The organism is Microbacterium enclense, assembly GCF_004022425.1.
GTDB lineage: Bacteria > Actinomycetota > Actinomycetes > Actinomycetales > Microbacteriaceae > Microbacterium > Microbacterium enclense_A.
Window position 1 is genome coordinate 22511 of sequence record NZ_RBZY01000025.1, and the last position, 18397, is coordinate 40907.

General features: G+C 70.9%; 19 protein-coding genes. 11 read left to right on the forward strand and 8 right to left on the reverse strand.

The window, feature by feature from the left end; all coding sequences use genetic code 11:
- Nucleotides 1-292 precede the first annotated feature (292 nt).
- Entirely contained in the window at nucleotides 293-727 is a 435-nt protein-coding gene (locus tag D8Y23_RS08315) for a hypothetical protein (RefSeq protein WP_128217688.1), read from the forward strand.
- 173 nt (nucleotides 728-900) lie between these two features.
- Here D8Y23_RS08315 and D8Y23_RS08320 read toward each other — a convergent pair whose 3' ends face one another.
- The 7 genes from D8Y23_RS08320 to D8Y23_RS08350 all read right to left on the reverse strand — a co-directional run bounded on the left by D8Y23_RS08320 (nucleotide 901) and on the right by D8Y23_RS08350 (nucleotide 8427).
- Nucleotides 901-1467 (reverse strand): hypothetical protein, encoded by a 567-nt coding sequence (locus D8Y23_RS08320; RefSeq protein ID WP_128217689.1) that lies wholly within the window; start codon nucleotides 1465-1467, stop codon nucleotides 901-903.
- The gene (locus D8Y23_RS08325; protein WP_128217690.1) at nucleotides 1464-5138 is read right to left on the reverse strand and encodes a TNT domain-containing protein; all 3675 of its coding nucleotides are present in this window, start codon (nucleotides 5136-5138) and stop codon (nucleotides 1464-1466) included. Before D8Y23_RS08325 ends, D8Y23_RS08320 begins: the two co-directional genes overlap by 4 nt.
- Nucleotides 5138-5482 carry a DUF6507 family protein gene (locus D8Y23_RS08330; RefSeq protein ID WP_164878180.1) on the reverse strand — a complete coding sequence of 115 codons (345 nt, stop codon included), beginning with the start codon at nucleotides 5480-5482 and terminating at the stop codon, nucleotides 5138-5140. The genes D8Y23_RS08325 and D8Y23_RS08330 overlap by 1 nt, the downstream gene beginning before the upstream one ends.
- A 101-nt stretch (nucleotides 5483-5583) precedes the next feature.
- Nucleotides 5584-5895 (reverse strand): pore-forming ESAT-6 family protein, encoded by a 312-nt coding sequence (locus tag D8Y23_RS08335; protein ID WP_128217692.1) that lies wholly within the window; start codon nucleotides 5893-5895, stop codon nucleotides 5584-5586.
- Between the two features lie 19 nt (nucleotides 5896-5914).
- Entirely contained in the window at nucleotides 5915-6235 is a 321-nt protein-coding gene (locus D8Y23_RS08340; RefSeq protein ID WP_231901847.1) for a hypothetical protein, read from the reverse strand.
- 134 nt (nucleotides 6236-6369) lie between these two features.
- Complete coding sequence (locus D8Y23_RS08345; RefSeq protein WP_128217693.1) at nucleotides 6370-6942, reverse strand: HhH-GPD-type base excision DNA repair protein; 573 nt, start codon at nucleotides 6940-6942, stop codon at nucleotides 6370-6372.
- Between the two features lie 159 nt (nucleotides 6943-7101).
- The gene (locus tag D8Y23_RS08350) at nucleotides 7102-8427 is read right to left on the reverse strand and encodes a glutamyl-tRNA reductase (protein ID WP_128217694.1); all 1326 of its coding nucleotides are present in this window, start codon (nucleotides 8425-8427) and stop codon (nucleotides 7102-7104) included.
- A gap of 100 nt (nucleotides 8428-8527) precedes the next feature.
- On the opposite strand from D8Y23_RS08350, the gene hemE reads away from it, so the two are divergent.
- The 5 genes from hemE to D8Y23_RS08375 all read left to right on the forward strand — a co-directional run bounded on the left by hemE (nucleotide 8528) and on the right by D8Y23_RS08375 (nucleotide 12267).
- The gene (hemE, locus tag D8Y23_RS08355; RefSeq protein ID WP_128217695.1) at nucleotides 8528-9565 is read left to right on the forward strand and encodes a uroporphyrinogen decarboxylase; all 1038 of its coding nucleotides are present in this window, start codon (nucleotides 8528-8530) and stop codon (nucleotides 9563-9565) included.
- A complete protein-coding gene (hemG, locus tag D8Y23_RS08360) occupies nucleotides 9562-11067 on the forward strand; it encodes a protoporphyrinogen oxidase (protein ID WP_128217696.1) in 1506 nt (501 codons plus the stop codon). The genes hemE and hemG overlap by 4 nt, the downstream gene beginning before the upstream one ends.
- A 116-nt stretch (nucleotides 11068-11183) precedes the next feature.
- On the forward strand, nucleotides 11184-11585 hold the full coding sequence (locus D8Y23_RS08365; RefSeq protein ID WP_128217697.1) for a hypothetical protein: 402 nt from the start codon (nucleotides 11184-11186) through the stop codon (nucleotides 11583-11585).
- Between the two features lie 3 nt (nucleotides 11586-11588).
- Entirely contained in the window at nucleotides 11589-11999 is a 411-nt protein-coding gene (locus tag D8Y23_RS08370) for a phage holin family protein (protein ID WP_128217698.1), read from the forward strand.
- Nucleotides 11989-12267, forward strand: a complete 279-nt coding sequence (locus tag D8Y23_RS08375) for a hypothetical protein (protein ID WP_128217699.1) — start codon at nucleotides 11989-11991, stop codon at nucleotides 12265-12267. The genes D8Y23_RS08370 and D8Y23_RS08375 overlap by 11 nt, the downstream gene beginning before the upstream one ends.
- Nucleotides 12268-12347: 80 nt before the next feature.
- Here D8Y23_RS08375 and D8Y23_RS08380 read toward each other — a convergent pair whose 3' ends face one another.
- The gene (locus D8Y23_RS08380; protein WP_128217700.1) at nucleotides 12348-13136 is read right to left on the reverse strand and encodes a DUF4239 domain-containing protein; all 789 of its coding nucleotides are present in this window, start codon (nucleotides 13134-13136) and stop codon (nucleotides 12348-12350) included.
- A gap of 139 nt (nucleotides 13137-13275) precedes the next feature.
- Between D8Y23_RS08380 and hemQ the strand changes: the two genes are divergently transcribed.
- The 5 genes from hemQ (at nucleotide 13276) to hemL (ending at nucleotide 18165) form a co-directional block, all read left to right on the forward strand.
- Entirely contained in the window at nucleotides 13276-13947 is a 672-nt protein-coding gene (hemQ, locus tag D8Y23_RS08385) for a hydrogen peroxide-dependent heme synthase (protein WP_128217701.1), read from the forward strand.
- Nucleotides 13944-14942: a hydroxymethylbilane synthase gene (gene hemC, locus D8Y23_RS08390; protein WP_128217702.1), complete on the forward strand. Its 999-nt coding sequence runs from the start codon at nucleotides 13944-13946 to the stop codon at nucleotides 14940-14942. Before hemQ ends, hemC begins: the two co-directional genes overlap by 4 nt.
- Nucleotides 14939-15742 (forward strand): uroporphyrinogen-III synthase, encoded by an 804-nt coding sequence (locus D8Y23_RS08395; RefSeq protein ID WP_128217703.1) that lies wholly within the window; start codon nucleotides 14939-14941, stop codon nucleotides 15740-15742. The genes hemC and D8Y23_RS08395 overlap by 4 nt, the downstream gene beginning before the upstream one ends.
- Entirely contained in the window at nucleotides 15739-16722 is a 984-nt protein-coding gene (gene hemB, locus D8Y23_RS08400) for a porphobilinogen synthase (protein WP_128217704.1), read from the forward strand. Before D8Y23_RS08395 ends, hemB begins: the two co-directional genes overlap by 4 nt.
- 102 nt (nucleotides 16723-16824) lie before the next feature.
- Nucleotides 16825-18165, forward strand: a complete 1341-nt coding sequence (hemL, locus tag D8Y23_RS08405) for a glutamate-1-semialdehyde 2,1-aminomutase (protein ID WP_128217705.1) — start codon at nucleotides 16825-16827, stop codon at nucleotides 18163-18165.
- Nucleotides 18166-18397 lie beyond the last annotated feature (232 nt).

Below are 18397 nucleotides of genomic sequence, written 5' to 3' on the forward strand. Positions count from 1 at the left end.
ACGCTTTCGCGGCGCGGGTTTCGGCCGTCCCTTGCGTGGATAACCCGCGGGGCGGCAGAATTATCCGCTCACCGGCGGGTCAGTGGGCTTCTCGCGGCGGATCTCCTCGTGCCACGTCCGGACTCTGTTGCTCGAGCGAAGCCGCGACAGGAAGTTCTCTCGCGCCGAACCTTCTTCCGCGAACTCGCGGCGGCCCTGCGCTTCGTCCGTACCCGATCTTCTCTCCGATACGGACCGCACTGTGGGTCGAACCACGGCGAGGACGCGCTGCGGCTGCGGAGATGATGGATCGATGGACGATAACGGGATCCTCGACATGTGGGCGCATCGGGCCGGATTCCCTAGCCCGCTGCGTCCCGGTGACGCCACACGCGGGTGGTGGAACCCCGAGACCGCGTTGGCGGTGCGACGATCTGCCGATTCCACGTGGCATGTGGACATCGAGAATCGCGGGGCCCGGACGGAGGAGGCGATCCTCGAAACGGAGGAGGACGCGAATCGTTTCCTCCTGATGCGGTTCGGGGTGCTCTGGCGGCTCGAGCAAGGACTCGAGGACTGCTTCCCCGTACGAGCTGATCCCGGCGTCGTGATCATCGAAGAGGAGTCCATGTACTCGGTCCGGTGGAACGGTCGGCGTGCCGCGATCGCGGCCAAACGCCAGGCGATCCGATACAGCCATGTCGTAGACGAACCGCTCTCCCGCATCAGCGCACGCCTCTTGAGTTAATTTGCTGCGGCGAGGCGAGCCATCTGCGCATCGACGGGTTCTGCGCTCGACAGCGTGAAGACGGCGTCCCCGTTCTTCGGGATCACATAGGGGCCGTTGCCGGCCAGCGCCTCGCCTCGTGACGTTCAGACCGGTGCTGATGTATCGGGGAGTGGATGCCGTGGGATGCGTCCTCAGCGGCGGCGAAGCGGGACATACGTGCGGCTGGCCACCATGTCGAAGATGTCCTGGGCCGCGTCGTCGGAGATCTCCTCCAGATCGGAGTCGAGTGAGAAGCGGATGGCGCGGTCGAGCACCCCCCGGGTGTCGGGAGCCCACGTGTCGACGTCGACGAGGTACTCGTCGACCGTGCCGGTCGAGTCGGTGCGTCGGCGGAAGAGGCGAGCGGGCACGAGCTCGCCGTCGATCCGCAGCTCACGCACGAAGTACCGCGGTGAGTCCGCAGGGGACTGCGCCTGGCGTTCCGCAGCCTTCTTCTGGCGATTCTTCTCGTGCCAGGCGGCCACGCTGTTGAGCGAGCGCAGGCGAGAGAGGAAGTTCTCGAGGGAGGGTTCTTCAGACGAGAACTCGCGGCGTCCGATCGGGGTCGCGCGCTCGTCGGTCGCGAAGACGACCCATCCGTCCGAGGTCCGCTGGATCGCGATGACGTCGGTCTCGTTCGTCGCGTCCTCGAACCAGCGGTATCCGGTCAGACCCTCGGTGCGGATGGCGTCGAGGACCTCTTCGCGTGTCAACGTCACTGACGGACCTCCTTGATCAACCCGAGCCTCTCCATCATGTCGGTACTGAGCGGGAACAGGTATTGCGTCCCGCCGCCGCGCTGGCCGAAGCCCGGCGCGATCGGACCCACCTGCACGCGCAGGTCTTCGAAGGACAGCTGGTACGCGTTCATGAGGTTGGCGATCTCCTGGCGCAACTCCGCATCGGGGTGGTTGCGCACCGCCGCAGGGATGTCGCTCAGATCGCCGGTGACCTCGTACTGGTGATAGTGCGCGGGGTCTTCCACGTAGGGGAGAGACCGCGACGCGTAGTCCGCCGGCCCATCCTCGCCGATCGGCGAGGTGAAACGACCGCCGGGACCGTAGCGGTCGACGAGGGTGCCGGCGGCCGGGTGGCCGTCCTCGCGGATGACGATAACCCCACCGTCGCTCCCCGTGCGCGTCGCGAATCCGTCGTGCGGGACCTGGCTCCAGTCGACCTTGTGGTTGGGGGCGAGTACCTCGGGGCCGCGGGGGATCTGAACGTCTGCAGGCCACACGCCCGTCTGCGCATAGGTCGCGTAATCCTTGGGGCGCTCGGCACGGAGATACTCGTCGAGTTGCTGGGCGTCGAGGTCGCTCCGGCCGACGACGGTGCTGAGGTCTCGTCCATTGGCATCGACGAGCGCGGGAGCGTGTCCATCCGCGACTCCGTTCGGCACATCCGATTCCGGATCGGTCTGGAGACGGTGGGTGTCGGACGGGTCGACCGGACCGGTCGCCGAGTCGATGCCGTCCGCCGGTCGCACGTCCTGATCGGGGAGGGCGAACTGCGTCTCGGAGCCCGATCGCGGAGTGCCCCCGCCATCGTCTGCGTGCCGCGGGGAGCCGGCGAGGTCGGTTCCGTCGTGCGGATGCGCTCCTGCCGGAGAACCGAGGCCATCGTCGACAGCGGTCTTCGCAGCGGACGGGTCGACGATGTCGACGCCCCGCGGCCAACCGAGCGACGGAGCGTCGGCGGGGCGCGGAATCTGCGAGAAGATCTCCTGCTGCTGCGCTCGGAGGTCGGCCAAGGTCTCGGGGGTGTTGCCGGGCAGACGCTCCATCTCGTAGAGCGTGTGCGTCTGCATCTTCGCCGCGAAGCTCTCCTCGGTGTGGAACTGCACCTCGATGACGCGGCCGGAGGCGGGATCGACCCAGTTGCTGTTGATCCCTTGGTACCCGTCAGCGCCCCAGGTGTTCTTGAAGGTTCCGTACGGCTGGTATCCGTCCGAGGCGAGGCTGTCGATGACCGTGCGCGTGCCGGCAGCGTAGCTCTCGGTAGGCACGATCACGGTGTAGCGGACCGAGTCCTTCATGTTGCCGAGGACGGAGTCCACATCGCCTCGGACGCCCGGAAGGTCGCCGTACCCGAGGTCGGCCGACACCTTGCGATACATCGACTCATCGCCCTTGAGGCGGAACTCGAGCCCTTCGAGACGGGCGCCCGGCTGGTCGCCCACGATACGGACGAGGTCGTCTGTGATCCGGGGCTCCGCGGCTCGGGAGTCGGCGAGGAAATCGTCGACCGCGACCTTCTCGGGGGCGGACAGGAAGAGATCGCCCTGTTCCGCGCTCTGCCAGGCCGGGGCGTCGGGATCCTTCGGCGGGACGGCCCCGGCGTTCTCCGGATCGCCCGCGACGTCGTCACCGAGACGGCCCGACCCGGTGTCACCGTCGTCGATGCCGTCGTGGCCCGCGCCCTCATCTGCGTTGCCGGATCCAGTGCTGTCATCGCCACGGACCGTATCCGCGCCGTCATCGCCCCGACCCGTATCGGCGTCGTCACCGCCGCGGCCCGCGTTCGCGTCGTCGCCGCGCCCGCCGCCGCTCGCGTCGTCGCCGCCGCGGCCCACGCCGCCGCCGTTTCCGGTCTCCGAACCGCCCTGCCCGCCGGCCTGGCCGCTGCCACCGCCGGTGTCGGTCGAGGGCTCGCGCACGACCGTCGACTCACCCGCGCCGCCGGTCTCCGTGCGGACGGGGGCATCCTCGACGATGGAGTTCACGGCACCGGGGCCGGTCTCCCCGCGCACACCGCCGGCCGAGACCAGCTCGGGCTCGCGCACGGGCGCCGTGATTCCAGCATCCGCTCCGCCGTCGGTGCGCACGGGAGCATCGCCGCCGCGTACGGCGTCGAAGGAGCCCGCGGGCATCTCGATGCGGCCGGAGGGAATGGCATCCGTCGGGGGGAACTCGTACACCGCGACGCCGTCCTCGACGCGCGCGGTGACCTGACCGAGGTCGACACCCGCATCGTCGAGCGCACGCAGCCCAGCGGCCGCGTCGTCGGCGACGAAAGGCACGTCGGGAGTGTTGAGGTGGAAGCCATCAGTGGTGTGCGAACCCAGGCGACCGATGATGCTGTCGAGGCTGCTGATGCCGGCTCCACCGAGGCGCATCGCGCCGTTCATCGCGAGCGCCGCCGGGTCGACGAAGTCGACGACCTTCGCCATCTTGGACACGACGGATGCCGCGGTCGACGCGGTCTTCACGCCGGCGACGGCCGCGCCGCCCACAGGGATCAGGGCGGTGCCCACGTTGAAGACGGATTCGCCGAGGGCGGTGCCCGGGTCGTCCTGCCATTTATCCCACGCGATGAGAGCCCTGCCGGTGTTGAGGGCCGCTTCGTCGGCCTGCGCCTTGAAGTCGCGGACCTCTTGCGGGAGGAACCCGCCGATACCGGTCGCTTCGGCCAGGCTATCCGACCAGAAGAGGGGCCCCAGCAGCGGCGAGTTCGCCAGACCGGAGAACCCGATGAGCCCCAGGTTTCCCCAGGCCGCTCCGTACGCGTCGCCGGAGAAGAACTCGCCGGTCTCGGGGTTGTAGCCGAGCACGAGGGTGCCCAGGCCCGTGACGGTACCCCACACGCCGCCGACGATCACGCCCTCCCAGAGGAAGTCCTTGAAGACGAACTTCGCCGTCGCCTCGCCGCAGCCCTCGGTACGTTCGACCTCCGCGCCCCAGGGCATCTCGGTGCCCTCGGGGATCTCGGAGATGCCGTAGCCCAGCGCGTCGTTCTCGCTCGTCGCGGCGTGCAACGGCTGCGCACCGTACAGCGCACGAATGCGGTTCGCGCACGCACGCTCCGCCTCCCACAGCTTGATCTGCTGCGCGTTGACCGCGGCGAGCAGCTCGTTGTTGCGGTCGACGTGCTCCTGCGACTCGTGCCACTCCTTCGTCACCGTGCGGTACTTGTCCGGCGTCGCGGGGCTCGACGCGCTCGATGTCGACGACCCCCACGAACCCTGGTACGTCGGCGCGGCCGTGGCGCCGCCATACGGCGACTGCGCTGCCGTCCACGCCGGGTTGATCTCGCGCACCTGCACGCCGCCCTGGATCGAATCCACGAACGTCTGCGCCTGCGTGCGCAGCGAATCCAACTCCGCCTTGATCGGCCGCACGTCCGCAGCGAACGCGACCAGCGCGGCCGATACCTCGGCGAGGTTGTCACTGACCTGCGTCGCCTGCGACGACACCGGAGCCATCAGCCCCAGCATCGTCGGTGACTCGGGTGCCTCGTACACCCCGGACATGCCCTGCCACTTGAAGTGCACGTTCGAGCCGTGCTCGGACACCTGGCCCGAGATCGTCCCGATCGTGCGGGCATTCTCCTCGATGGCATCCGGGTTGATATCGGCACCCGGGATCGCATCGGGCTTGATGGCGTCGGGCATCACATCACCCCGTGCGGAAGAGAGGGCGGGTACACCGCCGAGACGGCCGCGGTCTGAGCGTTCGCCGCCATCTCCATGTCTCCGGCGATGTAGGCCTCGGTGGCGCTGACGACGCCCTGCGTCGCCGCACCGATGCGGGCGCTCATCCCTTGGATGCGGGGGCCTTCCTCCTGTTGGAAGTAGGCCTGCACGGCTTCCGAGATCGCGCCCGATTGCGTCGCGGTCACCGCTCCTTCGAGGGCGGGACTCAGCGAGTTGAGCGCGGTACCGAGGGCTTCGGCATCCACGTTCACATCTTGCAGTACGGCTACGACGCCTGACGGCTGAATGCTCCAGCTGGTCATCGCCGATCCCCCTTCACTTCACAGGTCTCCCGCGCTGCTCACCCCGCGCGCGGGCGCCACCGATGCCGGGTGCAGAGCGCACCCGGCATCGAGAGCGATTGTCAGCCGATCGACTCCACCGCCGCGCGAGCCTTGCTCAGCGCGGTCTGGGCGGACTCGTCGTTGCGCTCCAGCGACGAACGGAGCGTGTGGATGATGCCGCGCACCTCGGCGGCGGCGTTCTTCCAGCGGAGCTCCTTGCCGCGGTAGTCCTCGGACACACCGTCGGCGGAGTAGTCGGCCATCGCGGCCTGCACGTCGCGGTCGCGCTGGTCGATCAGCGACTCGAGCTGCGCCGCGACGCGGTTGAAGTTGTCCTGTGCGTTCTGCGAGGCCGCGATCGAGTAATCGCGACGGTCTCCCTGGTTCACCATGAGTCAGTCCTTCCGATTCTCAGCGGCTACCGAAGCGCGCGGCGTCGAACGACGATCCGGCTTCGAGGCTCGTGGTCTGGTCGACCATGGACGACTCGCCCTCCTGGAAGGAGCGGTCCATGCCCGAGATGCCGCCGAGCACGCCGTCGAGGGCGAGCTTCAATTCGGCGGAGATCGCGTCGGTGCGCGACTTGAAGCGGTCGAACGCGGCACGACCCGCGCCCTGGAACTGTCCTTCAAGCGGCTCTGCCGCCTCCAGCAGCTGGCGGACCAGCAGCGACAGCTCATCACTCGAACCCGAGGTGGCCTTACCCAGCACACCCAGAGTGTCGGAACCCATTGCGAACTTCACGAGAGCCCACCCTTCGATCGCGAATAAACGTGCAACGAACTCCTCGACACTAGCCAGGGGTGCAGGGCCCCGGAACGAAGATGAGAGAACTCTCCTTTTTCTCTCACATGGTGTAGAAGGGGTCAGTCGCCCGCTTTGGCCGCTGCTTTCGCGGCTTTCTTGTGCTCACGCACCTTGACCAGCGACTCCGGGCTGGTGATGTCGGCGACCGATCGGAACGCTCCCGCCTCTCCGTACGGTGCCGACGCTTCGCGCCAGCCCGTGCCGTCGTAGCCGTACTGCTTGCCCAGCAGCGCAAGGAAGATCTTGGCCTTCTGCTCGCCGAAGCCGGGGAGCGCCTTCAGCCGCTTCAGCACTGTCGCGCCGTCGGGGTCGTCGCGCGTCCACAGCTCCACGGCATCCCCACCCCAGTCGGCCTCGATCGCCGTGCACAACGACTGCACGCGCGCGGCCATGGACCCGGGGAAGCGGTGCACCGCGGGCGGCTGCGAGAACGCCGCCGCGAACGCCTCGGGATCTGCGTGCGCGAGGGTCGTGGCATCCATCGCTCCGATCCGCTGGTGGATCTTGAGCGGTCCCGCGAACGCCGTTTCCATCGCCACCTGCTGGTCGAGCAGCATGCCGATCAGCAGGGCCAGGGGATTCGTCGAGAGCAGGTCGTCGGCGGCCGGGTCGTCGGTGATGTGCAGGCTCATCTGCTCATTCTCCCGCGGCGCGGGCGTGGCGGAGCAAGGAGAGTCGGCGGAGGGAGGACGGATGCCGGAGTGTCGGTCCTCCGCTCGCCGAATCCCCTCCGCTCGCACGGGGTCAGCCTCGGCGCGGGAAACCGCCGCGTCGGCCGGGAAGCCGCCGAGTCAGCCGGCGTCGGCGACGCGCGAGGCCGGAGCCGGGGCCTCGGCGACGTCGATGCCGAACAGTGCGGACAGCGCCGAGACGTAGTCGTCGCCGCGGCCGGACTCGGCGAGCTCGTGGGCACGGGTCGTGGGAGTGTGCAGCAGCACGCCGACGAGGTGCCGCAGCGCCTGTTCGGTCTGGCCGCCCTCGTCGCCGCGGGCGCGCACGCGGGCGACCTCGGCGTCGAGCACGCCGAAGACGTGGGCGCGCAGGGCGACGACCGCGGGGGTGATGTTCTTGCGCTCTCCCACCGAGGCGAAGCGGCGGGCGGCGTCGCGGACGAGGTCGCGCGCGGCATCCGTCGCCTGGAGCTCTTCGAGCGGGGCGTGGAGGCGAATGGTCTCGAGGTCGAGGAGGTCGACGCCGGGCACCGTCGCGACGTCGGGGTCGACGTTGCGGGGGAGGCCGAGGTCGATGACGAGGCGTCGGCTGGAGTGGTCGACGGGGCACCCCGCCGATGCCGGACCCGCGGCCTCCGCGGCGGTGCGGCCGGCGGCGAAGGTCGCGGCGCTGACGACGTGCTTCTCGCTCGTCGTGCACGTGATGACGAGGTCGGCGTGGGCGACCGCGGAGGGGAAGGTCTCGGCCGAGACGGCGCGCAGCCCGTGCTTGGCGGCGAACTTCGCGGCGCGGCCCGAGGGAGAGTGCACCGAGATGTCTTCGGCGCCTTGATCGCGAAGCGCCGCGACGGTCGCGGCCGCATACGCTCCCGTGCCGACCAGCAGCACGCGCTGCGTCGACCAGTCGGCGATGCGGCTGTCGGCGAGCTCGAGGCCGAGGCGCACGAGGGAGCGGCCGGCGCGGCCGATCGCGGTGGCGTTCTTCACGCCGCGCTGCGCTTCCGACGCGCGCTGGAACAAGCGCTCGAGTTCTCCGGACGTCGTGCCGAGCTGCCGCGATTCGCTGAGCGCGCGACGCACCTGCCCGGCGATCTCGCCCTCGCCGACGACGACGGATTCGAGACCGGACGCCACCGAGAACAGGTGTTCGGCGACATCGCCGCCGCCGAGCACGGTGTAGGAGCCGTCGAGCTCGCTCGCGGGCACGCCGGTCGCCGCCTCGATGGCGCTCAGCGTGGCCTCCACACCTACCGCGACGGCGGCCGTGACGGGCTCGTCCATGTCGACGTAGGCCTCGAAGCGGTTGCAGGTGGCCACGACGACCGCTCCCTGCACGCACTCGTCGTGCGCGGCGATCAGGGGGGCGACGGGGGTGGTGGGTACGCTGAGCCGCTCGAGGAGATCGAAGGACGCGGTCTTGTGACTCGCGCTCACACAGAGCAGCACGTAGAGATTCTACGCCCGGCCCCCGCGAGGTATTCCTGATCGCTCCTCGACGTCGAGGCATCCCCCTCTCTCTCCGAAGCCGGATGGGAGGATGGATGCCATGGCCTCCCTCGACGCGCCCCTGCTCCGTGCCCTCCGCGGCGACCGCCCCGAGCGTCAGCCGGTGTGGTTCATGCGGCAGGCCGGACGCTCGCTGCCGGAGTACCGCGAGCTGCGCGTCGGGACCCGCATGCTCGACGCGTGCCTGACCCCGGATCTCGCCGCGGAGATCACGCTGCAGCCGATCCGCCGCCACGGGGTGGATGCCGCCATCTTCTTCAGCGACATCGTCGTCCCGCTGCGTCTGGCGGGCGTCGCGGTCGAGATCGAGCCGGGCCGCGGGCCCGTCTTCGCCGAGCCGGTGCGCACCGCCGCCGACGTCACGCGGGTCACCTCCATCGACCCGTCGGACGTCGCTGCCGCGGCCGAGCCCATCCGCGATGCCGTCCGCCTCGTCACGGGCGAGCTCGACGATGCCGTGCCGCTCATCGGCTTCGCAGGGGCGCCGTTCACCCTCGCGGCCTACCTCGTCGAGGGCGGGCCGTCCAAGGAGCACCTCCGCGCCCGCGGCATGATGCACGCCGACCCCGAGTCCTGGCATCGGCTCGCCGGCTGGCTGGCCGAGGTGTCGCGGGCGTTCCTCTCCGCGCAGATCGACGGGGGCGCGCAGGCCGTGCAGCTGTTCGATTCGTGGGCCGGTTCGCTGTCGCGCGCGGCGTTCCTCGAGTTCGTCGCGCCCCACTCGCGGACGGCGCTCGAGGGCGTGGAGGTGCCGCGCATCCACTTCGGCGTCGGAACCGGGCCGTTCCTCGCCGACATGCGCCTCGGGGGAATCGCCGACGCGGTCGGCGTGGACTGGCGGATGCCGCTCGACGAGGCGGCCGCGATCGTCGGCCCCGACACCACGCTGCAGGGCAACATCGATCCCGCGTTCCTCGGCGCACCGTGGCCGGTGCTCGCCGCGCACGTCGATGACGTCCTCGCCCGCGGCCGCGCCGCGCGCGCCCACGTGCTCAACCTCGGGCACGGCGTGCCGCCCGACACCGACCCGACGGTGCTGACCCGCATCGTCGCCCGCGCGCACGGGGAGGCGGAGTGAGCGATCCGCTCGAGCGTCTCGCCCAGCACGCGCACGAGAGCCACGTCGTCGTCGCGGGCGGCGGCATCTCCGGCCTCGTCGCGGCCCTGGAGTGCGCCAAGGTCGGCATGCGGGTCACCGTCCTGGAGGCGTCCGACGCGTTCGGCGGCGTCGTCCGGTCGGCCGAGGTCGGTGGGCTGACGCTCGACGTGGGAGCCGAGAGCTTCGCGACCCGCGGCGGCATCGTCCGGGCTCTGCTGGCCGAGCTAGGGCTCGATGACCAGGTGGTGCGACCGAACCCTGCCGGGGCATGGGTCGCGGGAGTCCCCGGGATCGGGGCGGCGCCGCTGCCGAAAGGCGGGGTGCTCGGCATCCCGGACAATCCCTGGGCTCCCGACGTGCGACGAGTGATCGGCTGGGCGGGCGTGTGGCGGGCGTACCTCGACCGCGTACGCCCTCCGCTGACGATCGGCCACCAGCACAGCCTGGGCACGCTCGTGCGCTCGCGGATGGGTGCGCGCGTGCTCGACCGGCTCGTGGCGCCGGTCACGAGCGGCGTGTACTCGGCGCGACCCGAGGACATCGACGTCGACCTCGCCGCCCCCGGCCTCAACGCCGCGCTCACGCGTACGGGCTCGCTGAGCGGCGCGGTGGCGGAACTGCGCGCGGCACGTGCGACCGCCGCGCCGGTCGACGCCCCGGCGTCCGACGTTCCGGTGATCGACGGCCCCGCGCCGCGCACACCGGCGCCCGGCGGTGCCGTCGAGGGCATCCTCGGTGGCATGTCGCGGCTCGTCGACGCGCTCGTGGCCCGCCTCACCGACCTCGGCGTCGAGGTGCGCACCGGCGCCCCGGTCCGCGGGCTCACGCGCACCGACGACGGCTGGGAGGTCGCCACCGACGGCGAACCCCTCCGCGCGGACGCGGTGATCGTGGCTCTCCCGGAAGGTGCCGCGCGCGAACTGCTGGCCCCGGTGGTCGCCGGCCTGGACCGGGCGGAACCGGTCTCGCCGGTGGTCGAGGTCGTGACGCTCGTCGTGGACGCCCCCGCGCTCGACTCCGCGCCGCGCGGCACGGGCGTGCTCACGGTCCCCGGGAGCCACGTCGCGAAAGCCCTCACGCATTCGACCGCGAAGTGGGACTGGGTGCGGGATGCCACCGACCCCGGCATCCACGTTGTCCGCGTGTCGTTCGGGGCGCAGGGGGAAGAGCCGGCCACCGCGCCGCTCGACGACGAAGCCGCGGGCGCTCTCGCACTTTCGGAGGCTGCGGCGCTCCTCGGGGTCGCGCTGCCTCCGTCCGCTCTGGTCGCGTCGCACCGCGTGCGGTACGTGCAATCCCAGCCCGGCGCCGCGATCGGTCGCGCGGCTCAGGCCGCCGCGGCGCGCGGTGCGGTGCGAACCGTCCCCGGCCTCGGGGCCACGGGGGCGTGGCTGTCGGGAACGGGTCTCGCGCAGGTGATTCCCGACGCCCGCGACGAAGCCGATCGGGTGCGCAGCGCTACCCTGTGGCGGCGTCGCTGAGCCGTACGGCGCCGATCGTCGGTGCCCGGCCCGACGATGTCAAGGGCGGATGCCGGGACGGGAATACATCGCTATCGTGAGACCCGAACAGCACTGATCGAGCGTGAGGAGACCCCATGAGGGGCAAAGCAGCACTCGTCGTCGGACTCGTGGCGGGCTACGTGCTCGGTGCACGCGCGGGCCGCGACCGTTACGAGCAGATCAAGGTGCAGGCCGAGAAGGTCTGGGACCAGCCCGTCGTCCAGGGGCAGGTCGAGAAGGTGAAGGCCCTCGGGGTCTCCGCTCTCAAGTCCGTGCCCGGCGTCGTCTGGAAGGGCGCGAAGTCGGTCACCGGCGCTGCGTCGCAGTCGGGCACCGTTTCCGAGCGTGCCGAGCGCGCGGGCCGTGCCGCGAAGGCTTCGGCTCACGAGGTCGCCGACGCGGTCGAGGACTCCGTCGACGACGCCAAGGCCGCCGAGAAGGCCGCCACCTCGCGTGCACAGGCGAATAAGAGCAGCTCCACGTCGTCGGAGAGCTGACGCATGACGACTCCCCGAGGTTTTCGTGACCGCGCCGACGACAGCCTGTTCACCCTCATCGGTGACATCCCCGAGCTCGTCCGCAACCTCGTGGTCGCCGAGATCAACGGCGCGAAGGCGTGGGCGCAGCGAACGGCCAAGGACGCCGGTATCGGCGCGGGATGGTTCGTCGGCGCGCTGATCGTCGTCTTCTGGGCGGTGCCCGTCTTCTTCGCGTTCGTGATCGCGGGGTTGTCGTCGTGGTGGCCCGTCTGGCTGTCGGCGCTCGTCGTCTTCGGAGTCATGATCGTGATCACCGCGATCCTGGCCCTGCTCGGCTACCTGCGCTTCAAGAAGCTGTCCACCCGCGAGAACCCGGGTCAGGCCATCGCCCAGGACGTCCGCATCGTGAAGGAGGCCGGCGATGAGTATTGATCGTCCCGTTCCCGTGCCGAAGACGGCTGTGCCCCTGGGCATCGCCGACCCCGTCGAGCAGGCGCGCTCCGAACTCAAGGCGGCCCTGGCCGCGATCGAGGTCAAGGCGAACATCCCTCGCCGGGTGAGCGAGGCTGTCGACGTGCGCGTCGCCGAGGCGCGCGAGTCCGCCCGTCGAAACCCCGGAGCCGCGGCCGCGGTGATCGCCGGTGTGGCTGCGGCGGTCGGGCTGTCGGTCTGGGCCGTGGTCCGCGCTTACGCCCGCTGACGCCCCGCCTCACCCGCTTCCTCGAACGCCCACGTTCCGCGCGAACGTGGGCGTTCGTGCGCCCGCCCGGCTCGTCGAGGTCAGGGCTCGTCGGCGAAGAGGCCGTCGAGGAGGTCCTGGAAGTACTCGGGCGTCACGGCGATCGGTCCCGCGTAGGCGTGGTCGAAGCCGGCGATCGCGTAGAGCAGGAGCGCGACGAAGAGCGCGAGCATGCCCGCCATCAGCAGGTGGACGCGGAGGTTGCGGACCTCGATGAGCCCGATGAGCACGGCGTTCAGAAAGGCCCCGACGCTCAGGACGATCCAGAGGACGTTCGGCAGCGCCAGGTGGGTCAGGGCGATGCGCTCGCGCCGATTCTCCACCAGCAGCTGGAACTGGTTCAGCGACTGCTCGAGGTACAGGACCTCCGCCGACGTCGTCGGCTTCACCTCGGCGATGGCCTGCTGCATCGCCGTGATGTTGGCATCCGTCTCGACCGGGATCTCCAGACGCGCCTGCATCGGCCAGTCCACATCGATGACGTTGCGCGTGTACGCGATGATCTGCTGCTGCAGCTCGGTGGACTGCGGCTCCGGCAGGATCGCGGCTGTCCGATACAGGGATGCCAGCGACGACGACTCGTCCAGCACGATGCCGTCGACCTCGGTGAAGTTGCCGTACGCGGCCGCGGCGATGAGGGCGAGGGTCACGCCGTAGAAGACGCCGTAGGCGCCGACGGCGTAGCTGAGGACGCGGTCCCACTCCTCGCCCTGGCCGCCGACGCGCCGCACCCAGCGGCGCAGCACGAGCAGGATGCCGCAGGATCCGCCCACGACGATCACGATGAACAGCGGCATCCCCACCGACATGGGGAGTTGGTAGAGCCACATGGGCCACGCCCTTCCGGACGGCATCCCCCGATGCCGTCGACGCACAGTACCAACGCACGGGGGTCCTGGCCGGCCGCCGGTGATTCACCGGCGAGTCAACGGGTTTGGACCGCCGCGCCGGGAGGGCGAGACTTGACGCATGGCCCACGACGACTCCTCCTCCGTTTACACCCTGTGGGCGGTCCTCCGCCGCGACCCCGAGAATCCCGTGACAGAGGTCGACGCGACCGAGCTCGCGGACCTCGTCGACCTGGTCGAGGCGGACGGCGTCACGATCCGCGGGTTCTACGACGTCAGCGGGTTGCGGGCCGACGCCGACCTCATGGTGTGGCTCTACGGCGAAGACCCCCAGGCTCTGCAGCGCGACCTGCGGCGCCTGCGCCGCACCGAGCTGCTGAAGAACCTGCTGCCGACGTGGAACGCGATGGGCGTGCACCGCGACGCCGAGTTCAACCGCTCGCACGTCCCCGGCTTCCTCCGCGGCATCGACGCGAAGGACTGGCTCTGCCTGTACCCGTTCGTCCGCAGCTACGAGTGGTACCTGCTGCCGGAGGCCGAGCGGCGCGAGATGCTCATCGAGCACGGAAAGAAGGGGTCCGAGTACAAGGGCGTGATCGCCAACACCGTGGCATCCTTCGCGCTCGGCGACTACGAGTGGCTGCTGCCGATGGAGTCCGACGACCTCACCGACCTCGTCGACATGATGCGCGACCTCCGCTACACCGAGGCCCGCCGGCACGTCCGCGAAGAGGTGCCCTTCTACACGGGCCGACGCGTCACCCTCGACGAGATCCCCGAGATCCTCCAGTGAGCGCCGCCCTGCGCCTGGGCACGCGGCGCAGCGCGCTGGCGATGGCGCAGTCGCAGATGGTGGCCGACGCGGTGGCCGTGGCATCCGGTCGTCCGGTCGAGCTCGTCCCGATCGTGTCCGAGGGCGACGTCAACCGTGCGTCGCTGTCGCAGCTCGGCGGGCGCGGGGTGTTCGCGAACGGTCTGCGCGAGGCGCTCGCCGCCGGCCGCTGCGATTTCCTCGTGCACTCCCTCAAAGACCTGCCCACGCTGCAGCCCGACGGGCTCGTCATCGCGGCGACCCCGTCGCGCGAGGACGCCCGCGATGTCGTCGTCACCCGCGACGGGACGCCGCTGTCGGAGCTTCCCGGCGGGGCGCGCGTGGGCACCGGATCGCCGCGCCGCATCGCGCAGGTCCTCCGTCACAATCCGGGCGTCGACGTCCACGACATCCGCGGGAACGTCGACTCGCGTCTCGCGCGCGTCCGCGACGGAGACCTGGATGCCGTCATCCTCGCCGCCGCGGGCATCTCGCGGCTCGGCGGGGACCTCGGCGGTCTCGAGGCCGAGTACCTCGGGCTGGCGGAGTGGCCGACCGCCCCGGGGCAGGGGTCGCTCGCCATCGAGACCCGCGCCGACATCGACCCCGAGATCTTCGCCGCCCTCGCGGCGCTCGACGACGTCGACACCCGCGTCGCGATCACGGCCGAGCGGACCATCCTCTCCGTCCTGGATGCCGGATGCCACGCGCCCGTCGCCACCCACGCCGCCCTGACCGACGGCGACCTGCGGCTCCGGGCCATCGTCTACGCGCTCGACGGCTCGCATCGGATCGGTATCGATCGGACCGTGCGTGTGGAGCCGGGGTATGGTGGGGAAACTGGCAGTGGCAACGGTGCGAACGCTGCCGACGACGGGGGACCCATTGCGCGTGCGACGCGTGCGGGCCAAGAAGCCGCGCGTCGGTTGCTCGAACGTGGGGCGGCCGACCTGGTACCACGAGAGTCGACCACATGAATGAAGGCCATCGGCACACGCCGACCCCAGACAAGCCGCTTGCCGGCCGGCGCGTTCTCGTGCCCCGCGGCGGCCCGTGGGGCGACGGCGTCGCCGCGAGCCTCCGTCAGCGCGGCGCCGTGCCGGTCATCGCGCCCCTGATCAACTTCGCCCCCACGAACGACCAGGCCACGCTCGAGCAGGCGCTCGCCGACCTCGCCGATGGCGCCTTCGACTGGCTCACCCTCACGAGCGCCACGACCGTCGATGTGCTCTACGCCTACCGTGCCGTGATCCCCGCGACGACGAAGGTCGCGGCCGTCGGCGAGACGACCGCCGCCGCGATGCAGGCTGTCGGGTACCGCGTCGACCTCGTGCCCGAGCGCGACAACTCGGCGCAGGGCATGGCCGAGCAGATGATCGACCTCGAGACCGAGCCGCGCAGTGTCCTCACGCTCCGCAGCGAGATCGCCAAGCCCGTGCTCACGCGCCTGCTCATCGAGGCCGGGCACCACGTCCGCAGCGTCGTGGCATACCGCACGGTCGGTGTCCCGGTGACCGAGAAGATCGCCGGCGACGTCCACTCCGGACGCATCAACGCGATTCTCGTCACGAGCGGTTCGGTCGCCGAACAGGTGGTCGAGCAATTCCCCGACATTCCGGCATCCACCGTCATCGCCGCCATCGGTCCGCGGACCGCCAAGGATGCCAAGCGCGCGGGCCTCACCGTCGACGTCGTGGCCGAACGGCAGACCGTCGACTCGTTGATCGAGGCCGTCGCCCGCTTCACTCTCTCCCCGGAGTCCGAGACCCCCGCATGAGCTTTCCCGAGTACCGTCCGCGGCGTCTTCGCCGCACCCCCGCCCTTCGTCGTCTCGCCCGCGAGACGCACCTCGTGCCGTCGCAGCTCGTCCTGCCCCTGTTCGTCCGCGAGGGCATCAGCGCGCAGGTACCGCTGACCTCGATGCCGGGCGTCGTGCAGCACTCACTCGACTCGCTGCGTCGCGCCGTCGCCGAGGCGGCTGCCGCTCGCATCGGCGGCGTGATGCTCTTCGGTGTGCCCGAGCGCCGCGATGCGGTGGGCTCGGGTGCCGACGACCCGAACGGCATCCTGAACGTCGCGACCGAGGTCGTCGTGTCCGAGGTCGGCGACGCCCTGGTCGTGCAGACCGACCTGTGCCTCGACGAGTTCACCGACCACGGGCACTGCGGCGTGCTGGCGGCCGACGGCACCGTCGACAACGACGCGACCCTCGAGCGCTACACCGCGATGGGCGTCGCGCAGGCCCGTGCGGGGTCGGCGATGCTGGGCCTGTCCGGAATGATGGACGGCCAGGTCGGCGCGGTGCGTCAGGCGCTGGATGCCGAGGGCTTCACCGACACCGCGCTGTTGGCGTACTCCGCGAAGTACGCGGGGGCGTTCTACGGCCCGTTCCGCGAGGCTGTCGACTCGCAGCTGAAGGGCGACCGCCGTTCGTACCAGCTCGACCCCGGCAACGGCCGGGAGGGTGTGCGCGAGGCGCTGCTCGACGTCGACGAGGGCGCCGACGTCGTGATGGTCAAGCCGGCGCTGCCGTACCTCGACGTGCTCGCCGACGTGCGGGCCGCCGTCGACGTGCCGGTGTGGGCCTACCAGGTCTCCGGTGAGTACGCGATGGTCGAAGCCGCCGCGGCCCACGGCTGGATCGACCGCCGCGGCGCCGTGCTCGAGAGCCTGCTCGGCATCCGTCGCGCCGGTGCCGACGCGATCCTGACGTACTGGGCCCTCGAGGCCGCGCACTGGCTGCGCGCCGACCTGTAGGCCTGCGCTTGGGCGCGTGAGGGGTCAGTTTCTGTCGCCTGCGCGGCGCTGAAGCGACAGTTCTTGACCCCTCACGCGAGGGTGCCCGGGAGAATGGATGCCATGACAGACCTCAACGACCAGTGGTTCGCGCGCGCGAAGGACGTCATCCCGGGCGGCGTGAACTCGCCGGTGCGGGCGTACGGATCCGTCGGCGGGACGCCGCGGTTCGTGCAGTCGGCGTCCGGCGCCCGGATCACGGATGCCGCGGGTCGCGAGTACGTCGACCTCGTCGCCTCGTGGGGTCCGGCACTCCTCGGCCACGCGCACCCCGAGGTGGTCGGGGCGGTGCAGTCGGCGGCATCCAAAGGTCTGTCCTTCGGCGCGCCGACGGGGGCCGAGGTCGAACTCGCCGACCTGATCGCCCACCGCGTGCGGGTCGGGGACCTGGCGCCGGTCGAGAAGGTGCGCCTGGTCTCGACGGGCACGGAGGCGACGATGACGGCGATCCGTCTCGCGCGCGGCGCGACCGGCCGGGACCTCCTGATCAAGTTCGCGGGCCACTACCACGGGCACTCCGACGGGCTGCTGGCCGCGGCCGGGTCCGGCGTGGCGACCCTCGCGCTCCCCGGCTCCGCGGGGGTTCCCGCGCCGATCGCCGCCCAGACGCTCGTGCTCCCCTACAACGACCTCGACGCGGTGCGCGAGGCGTTCGCCGTGCACGGCGAGAACATCGCCGCGATCATCGTCGAGGCGGCATCCGCGAACATGGGTGTCGTCCCGCCGCTCCCCGGCTTCAACGCGGCTCTCGCCGACGTCGCGCACAGTCACGGCGCGCTGCTCATCATGGACGAGGTGCTCACCGGCTTCCGCGTGCACCCCGCCGGATTCTGGGGCCTGCAGGCCTCTCAGGGCGAGACCTATCTGCCCGACATCCTCACGTTCGGCAAGGTCGTCGGCGGGGGGATGCCGCTCGCCGCTCTCGGCGGCCGCGCCGACGTCATGAATCAGCTCGCGCCGCTCGGCCCCGTGTACCAAGCCGGCACGCTGTCGGGGAACCCGCTGTCGGTCGCGGCGGGCCTCGCGACCCTGCGCCTGGCGACACCCGAGGTGTACGCGGCGGTCGACGCGTCGGCATCCCGCGTCGCCGACGCTCTCGACGCGGCGCTGACCGCGGAGGGCGTCGTGCACACCGTGCCGCGCGCCGGGTCGCTGTTCGGCATCGCGTTCCTCCCCGAGGTGCCGCTCGACTACGCCACGGCGCTGACGCAGCAGTCGTGGCGGTACGCCCCGTTCTTCCACGCGATGCTGGATGCCGGTGTCTCGCTGCCCCCGAGCGTGTTCGAGGCGTGGTTCCTCACCGCCGCTCACGACGACGTCGCGCTCGAGCGGGTGCTCGACGCTCTGCCCGGGGCCGCGCGGACGGCGGCCGGCGCGGCGGACCCGACGCTGCTCGCCCAGTAGCGCCGCGGCCCTGGGCGCAACTCCTGAGAATCCGCGGCCTGGCTGGGGTCGGCCCGCGGGATTCCGGGGCGTGCGTCGGGGCGGGCGCTGCAATTGCAGGAGTTGTGCACGGGCCGCCGGTGCGGGTGCGGTATCCGGGGTGCGCGCGGTGTCGACCCGTGGCCGTTCCCCCTGGCGTGCACACCTCCTGCAGAAGGCCGGCCGGGCTGCGGTCGGCCCGCGGGATTCCGGG

What these genes read in the sequence shown, in the direction of transcription:
- hemE (WP_128217695.1), top strand. Translation starts at nt 8,528, where the DNA reads ATGGCCTCCCTCGACGCGCCCCTGCTCCGTGCCCTCCGCGGCGACCGC.
- D8Y23_RS08330 (WP_164878180.1), bottom strand. Translation starts at nt 5,482, where the DNA reads ATGACCAGCTGGAGCATTCAGCCGTCAGGCGTCGTAGCCGTACTGCAA.
- D8Y23_RS08395 (WP_128217703.1), top strand. Translation starts at nt 14,939, where the DNA reads ATGAATGAAGGCCATCGGCACACGCCGACCCCAGACAAGCCGCTTGCC.
- D8Y23_RS08325 (WP_128217690.1), bottom strand. Translation starts at nt 5,138, where the DNA reads ATGCCCGACGCCATCAAGCCCGATGCGATCCCGGGTGCCGATATCAAC.
- D8Y23_RS08335 (WP_128217692.1), bottom strand. Translation starts at nt 5,895, where the DNA reads ATGGTGAACCAGGGAGACCGTCGCGATTACTCGATCGCGGCCTCGCAG.
- D8Y23_RS08365 (WP_128217697.1), top strand. Translation starts at nt 11,184, where the DNA reads ATGAGGGGCAAAGCAGCACTCGTCGTCGGACTCGTGGCGGGCTACGTG.
- D8Y23_RS08345 (WP_128217693.1), bottom strand. Translation starts at nt 6,942, where the DNA reads ATGAGCCTGCACATCACCGACGACCCGGCCGCCGACGACCTGCTCTCG.
- D8Y23_RS08315 (WP_128217688.1), top strand. Translation starts at nt 293, where the DNA reads ATGGACGATAACGGGATCCTCGACATGTGGGCGCATCGGGCCGGATTC.
- D8Y23_RS08370 (WP_128217698.1), top strand. Translation starts at nt 11,589, where the DNA reads ATGACGACTCCCCGAGGTTTTCGTGACCGCGCCGACGACAGCCTGTTC.
- hemB (WP_128217704.1), top strand. Translation starts at nt 15,739, where the DNA reads ATGAGCTTTCCCGAGTACCGTCCGCGGCGTCTTCGCCGCACCCCCGCC.
- hemL (WP_128217705.1), top strand. Translation starts at nt 16,825, where the DNA reads ATGACAGACCTCAACGACCAGTGGTTCGCGCGCGCGAAGGACGTCATC.
- D8Y23_RS08340 (WP_231901847.1), bottom strand. Translation starts at nt 6,235, where the DNA reads ATGGGTTCCGACACTCTGGGTGTGCTGGGTAAGGCCACCTCGGGTTCG.
- D8Y23_RS08375 (WP_128217699.1), top strand. Translation starts at nt 11,989, where the DNA reads ATGAGTATTGATCGTCCCGTTCCCGTGCCGAAGACGGCTGTGCCCCTG.
- hemQ (WP_128217701.1), top strand. Translation starts at nt 13,276, where the DNA reads ATGGCCCACGACGACTCCTCCTCCGTTTACACCCTGTGGGCGGTCCTC.
- D8Y23_RS08380 (WP_128217700.1), bottom strand. Translation starts at nt 13,136, where the DNA reads ATGTGGCTCTACCAACTCCCCATGTCGGTGGGGATGCCGCTGTTCATC.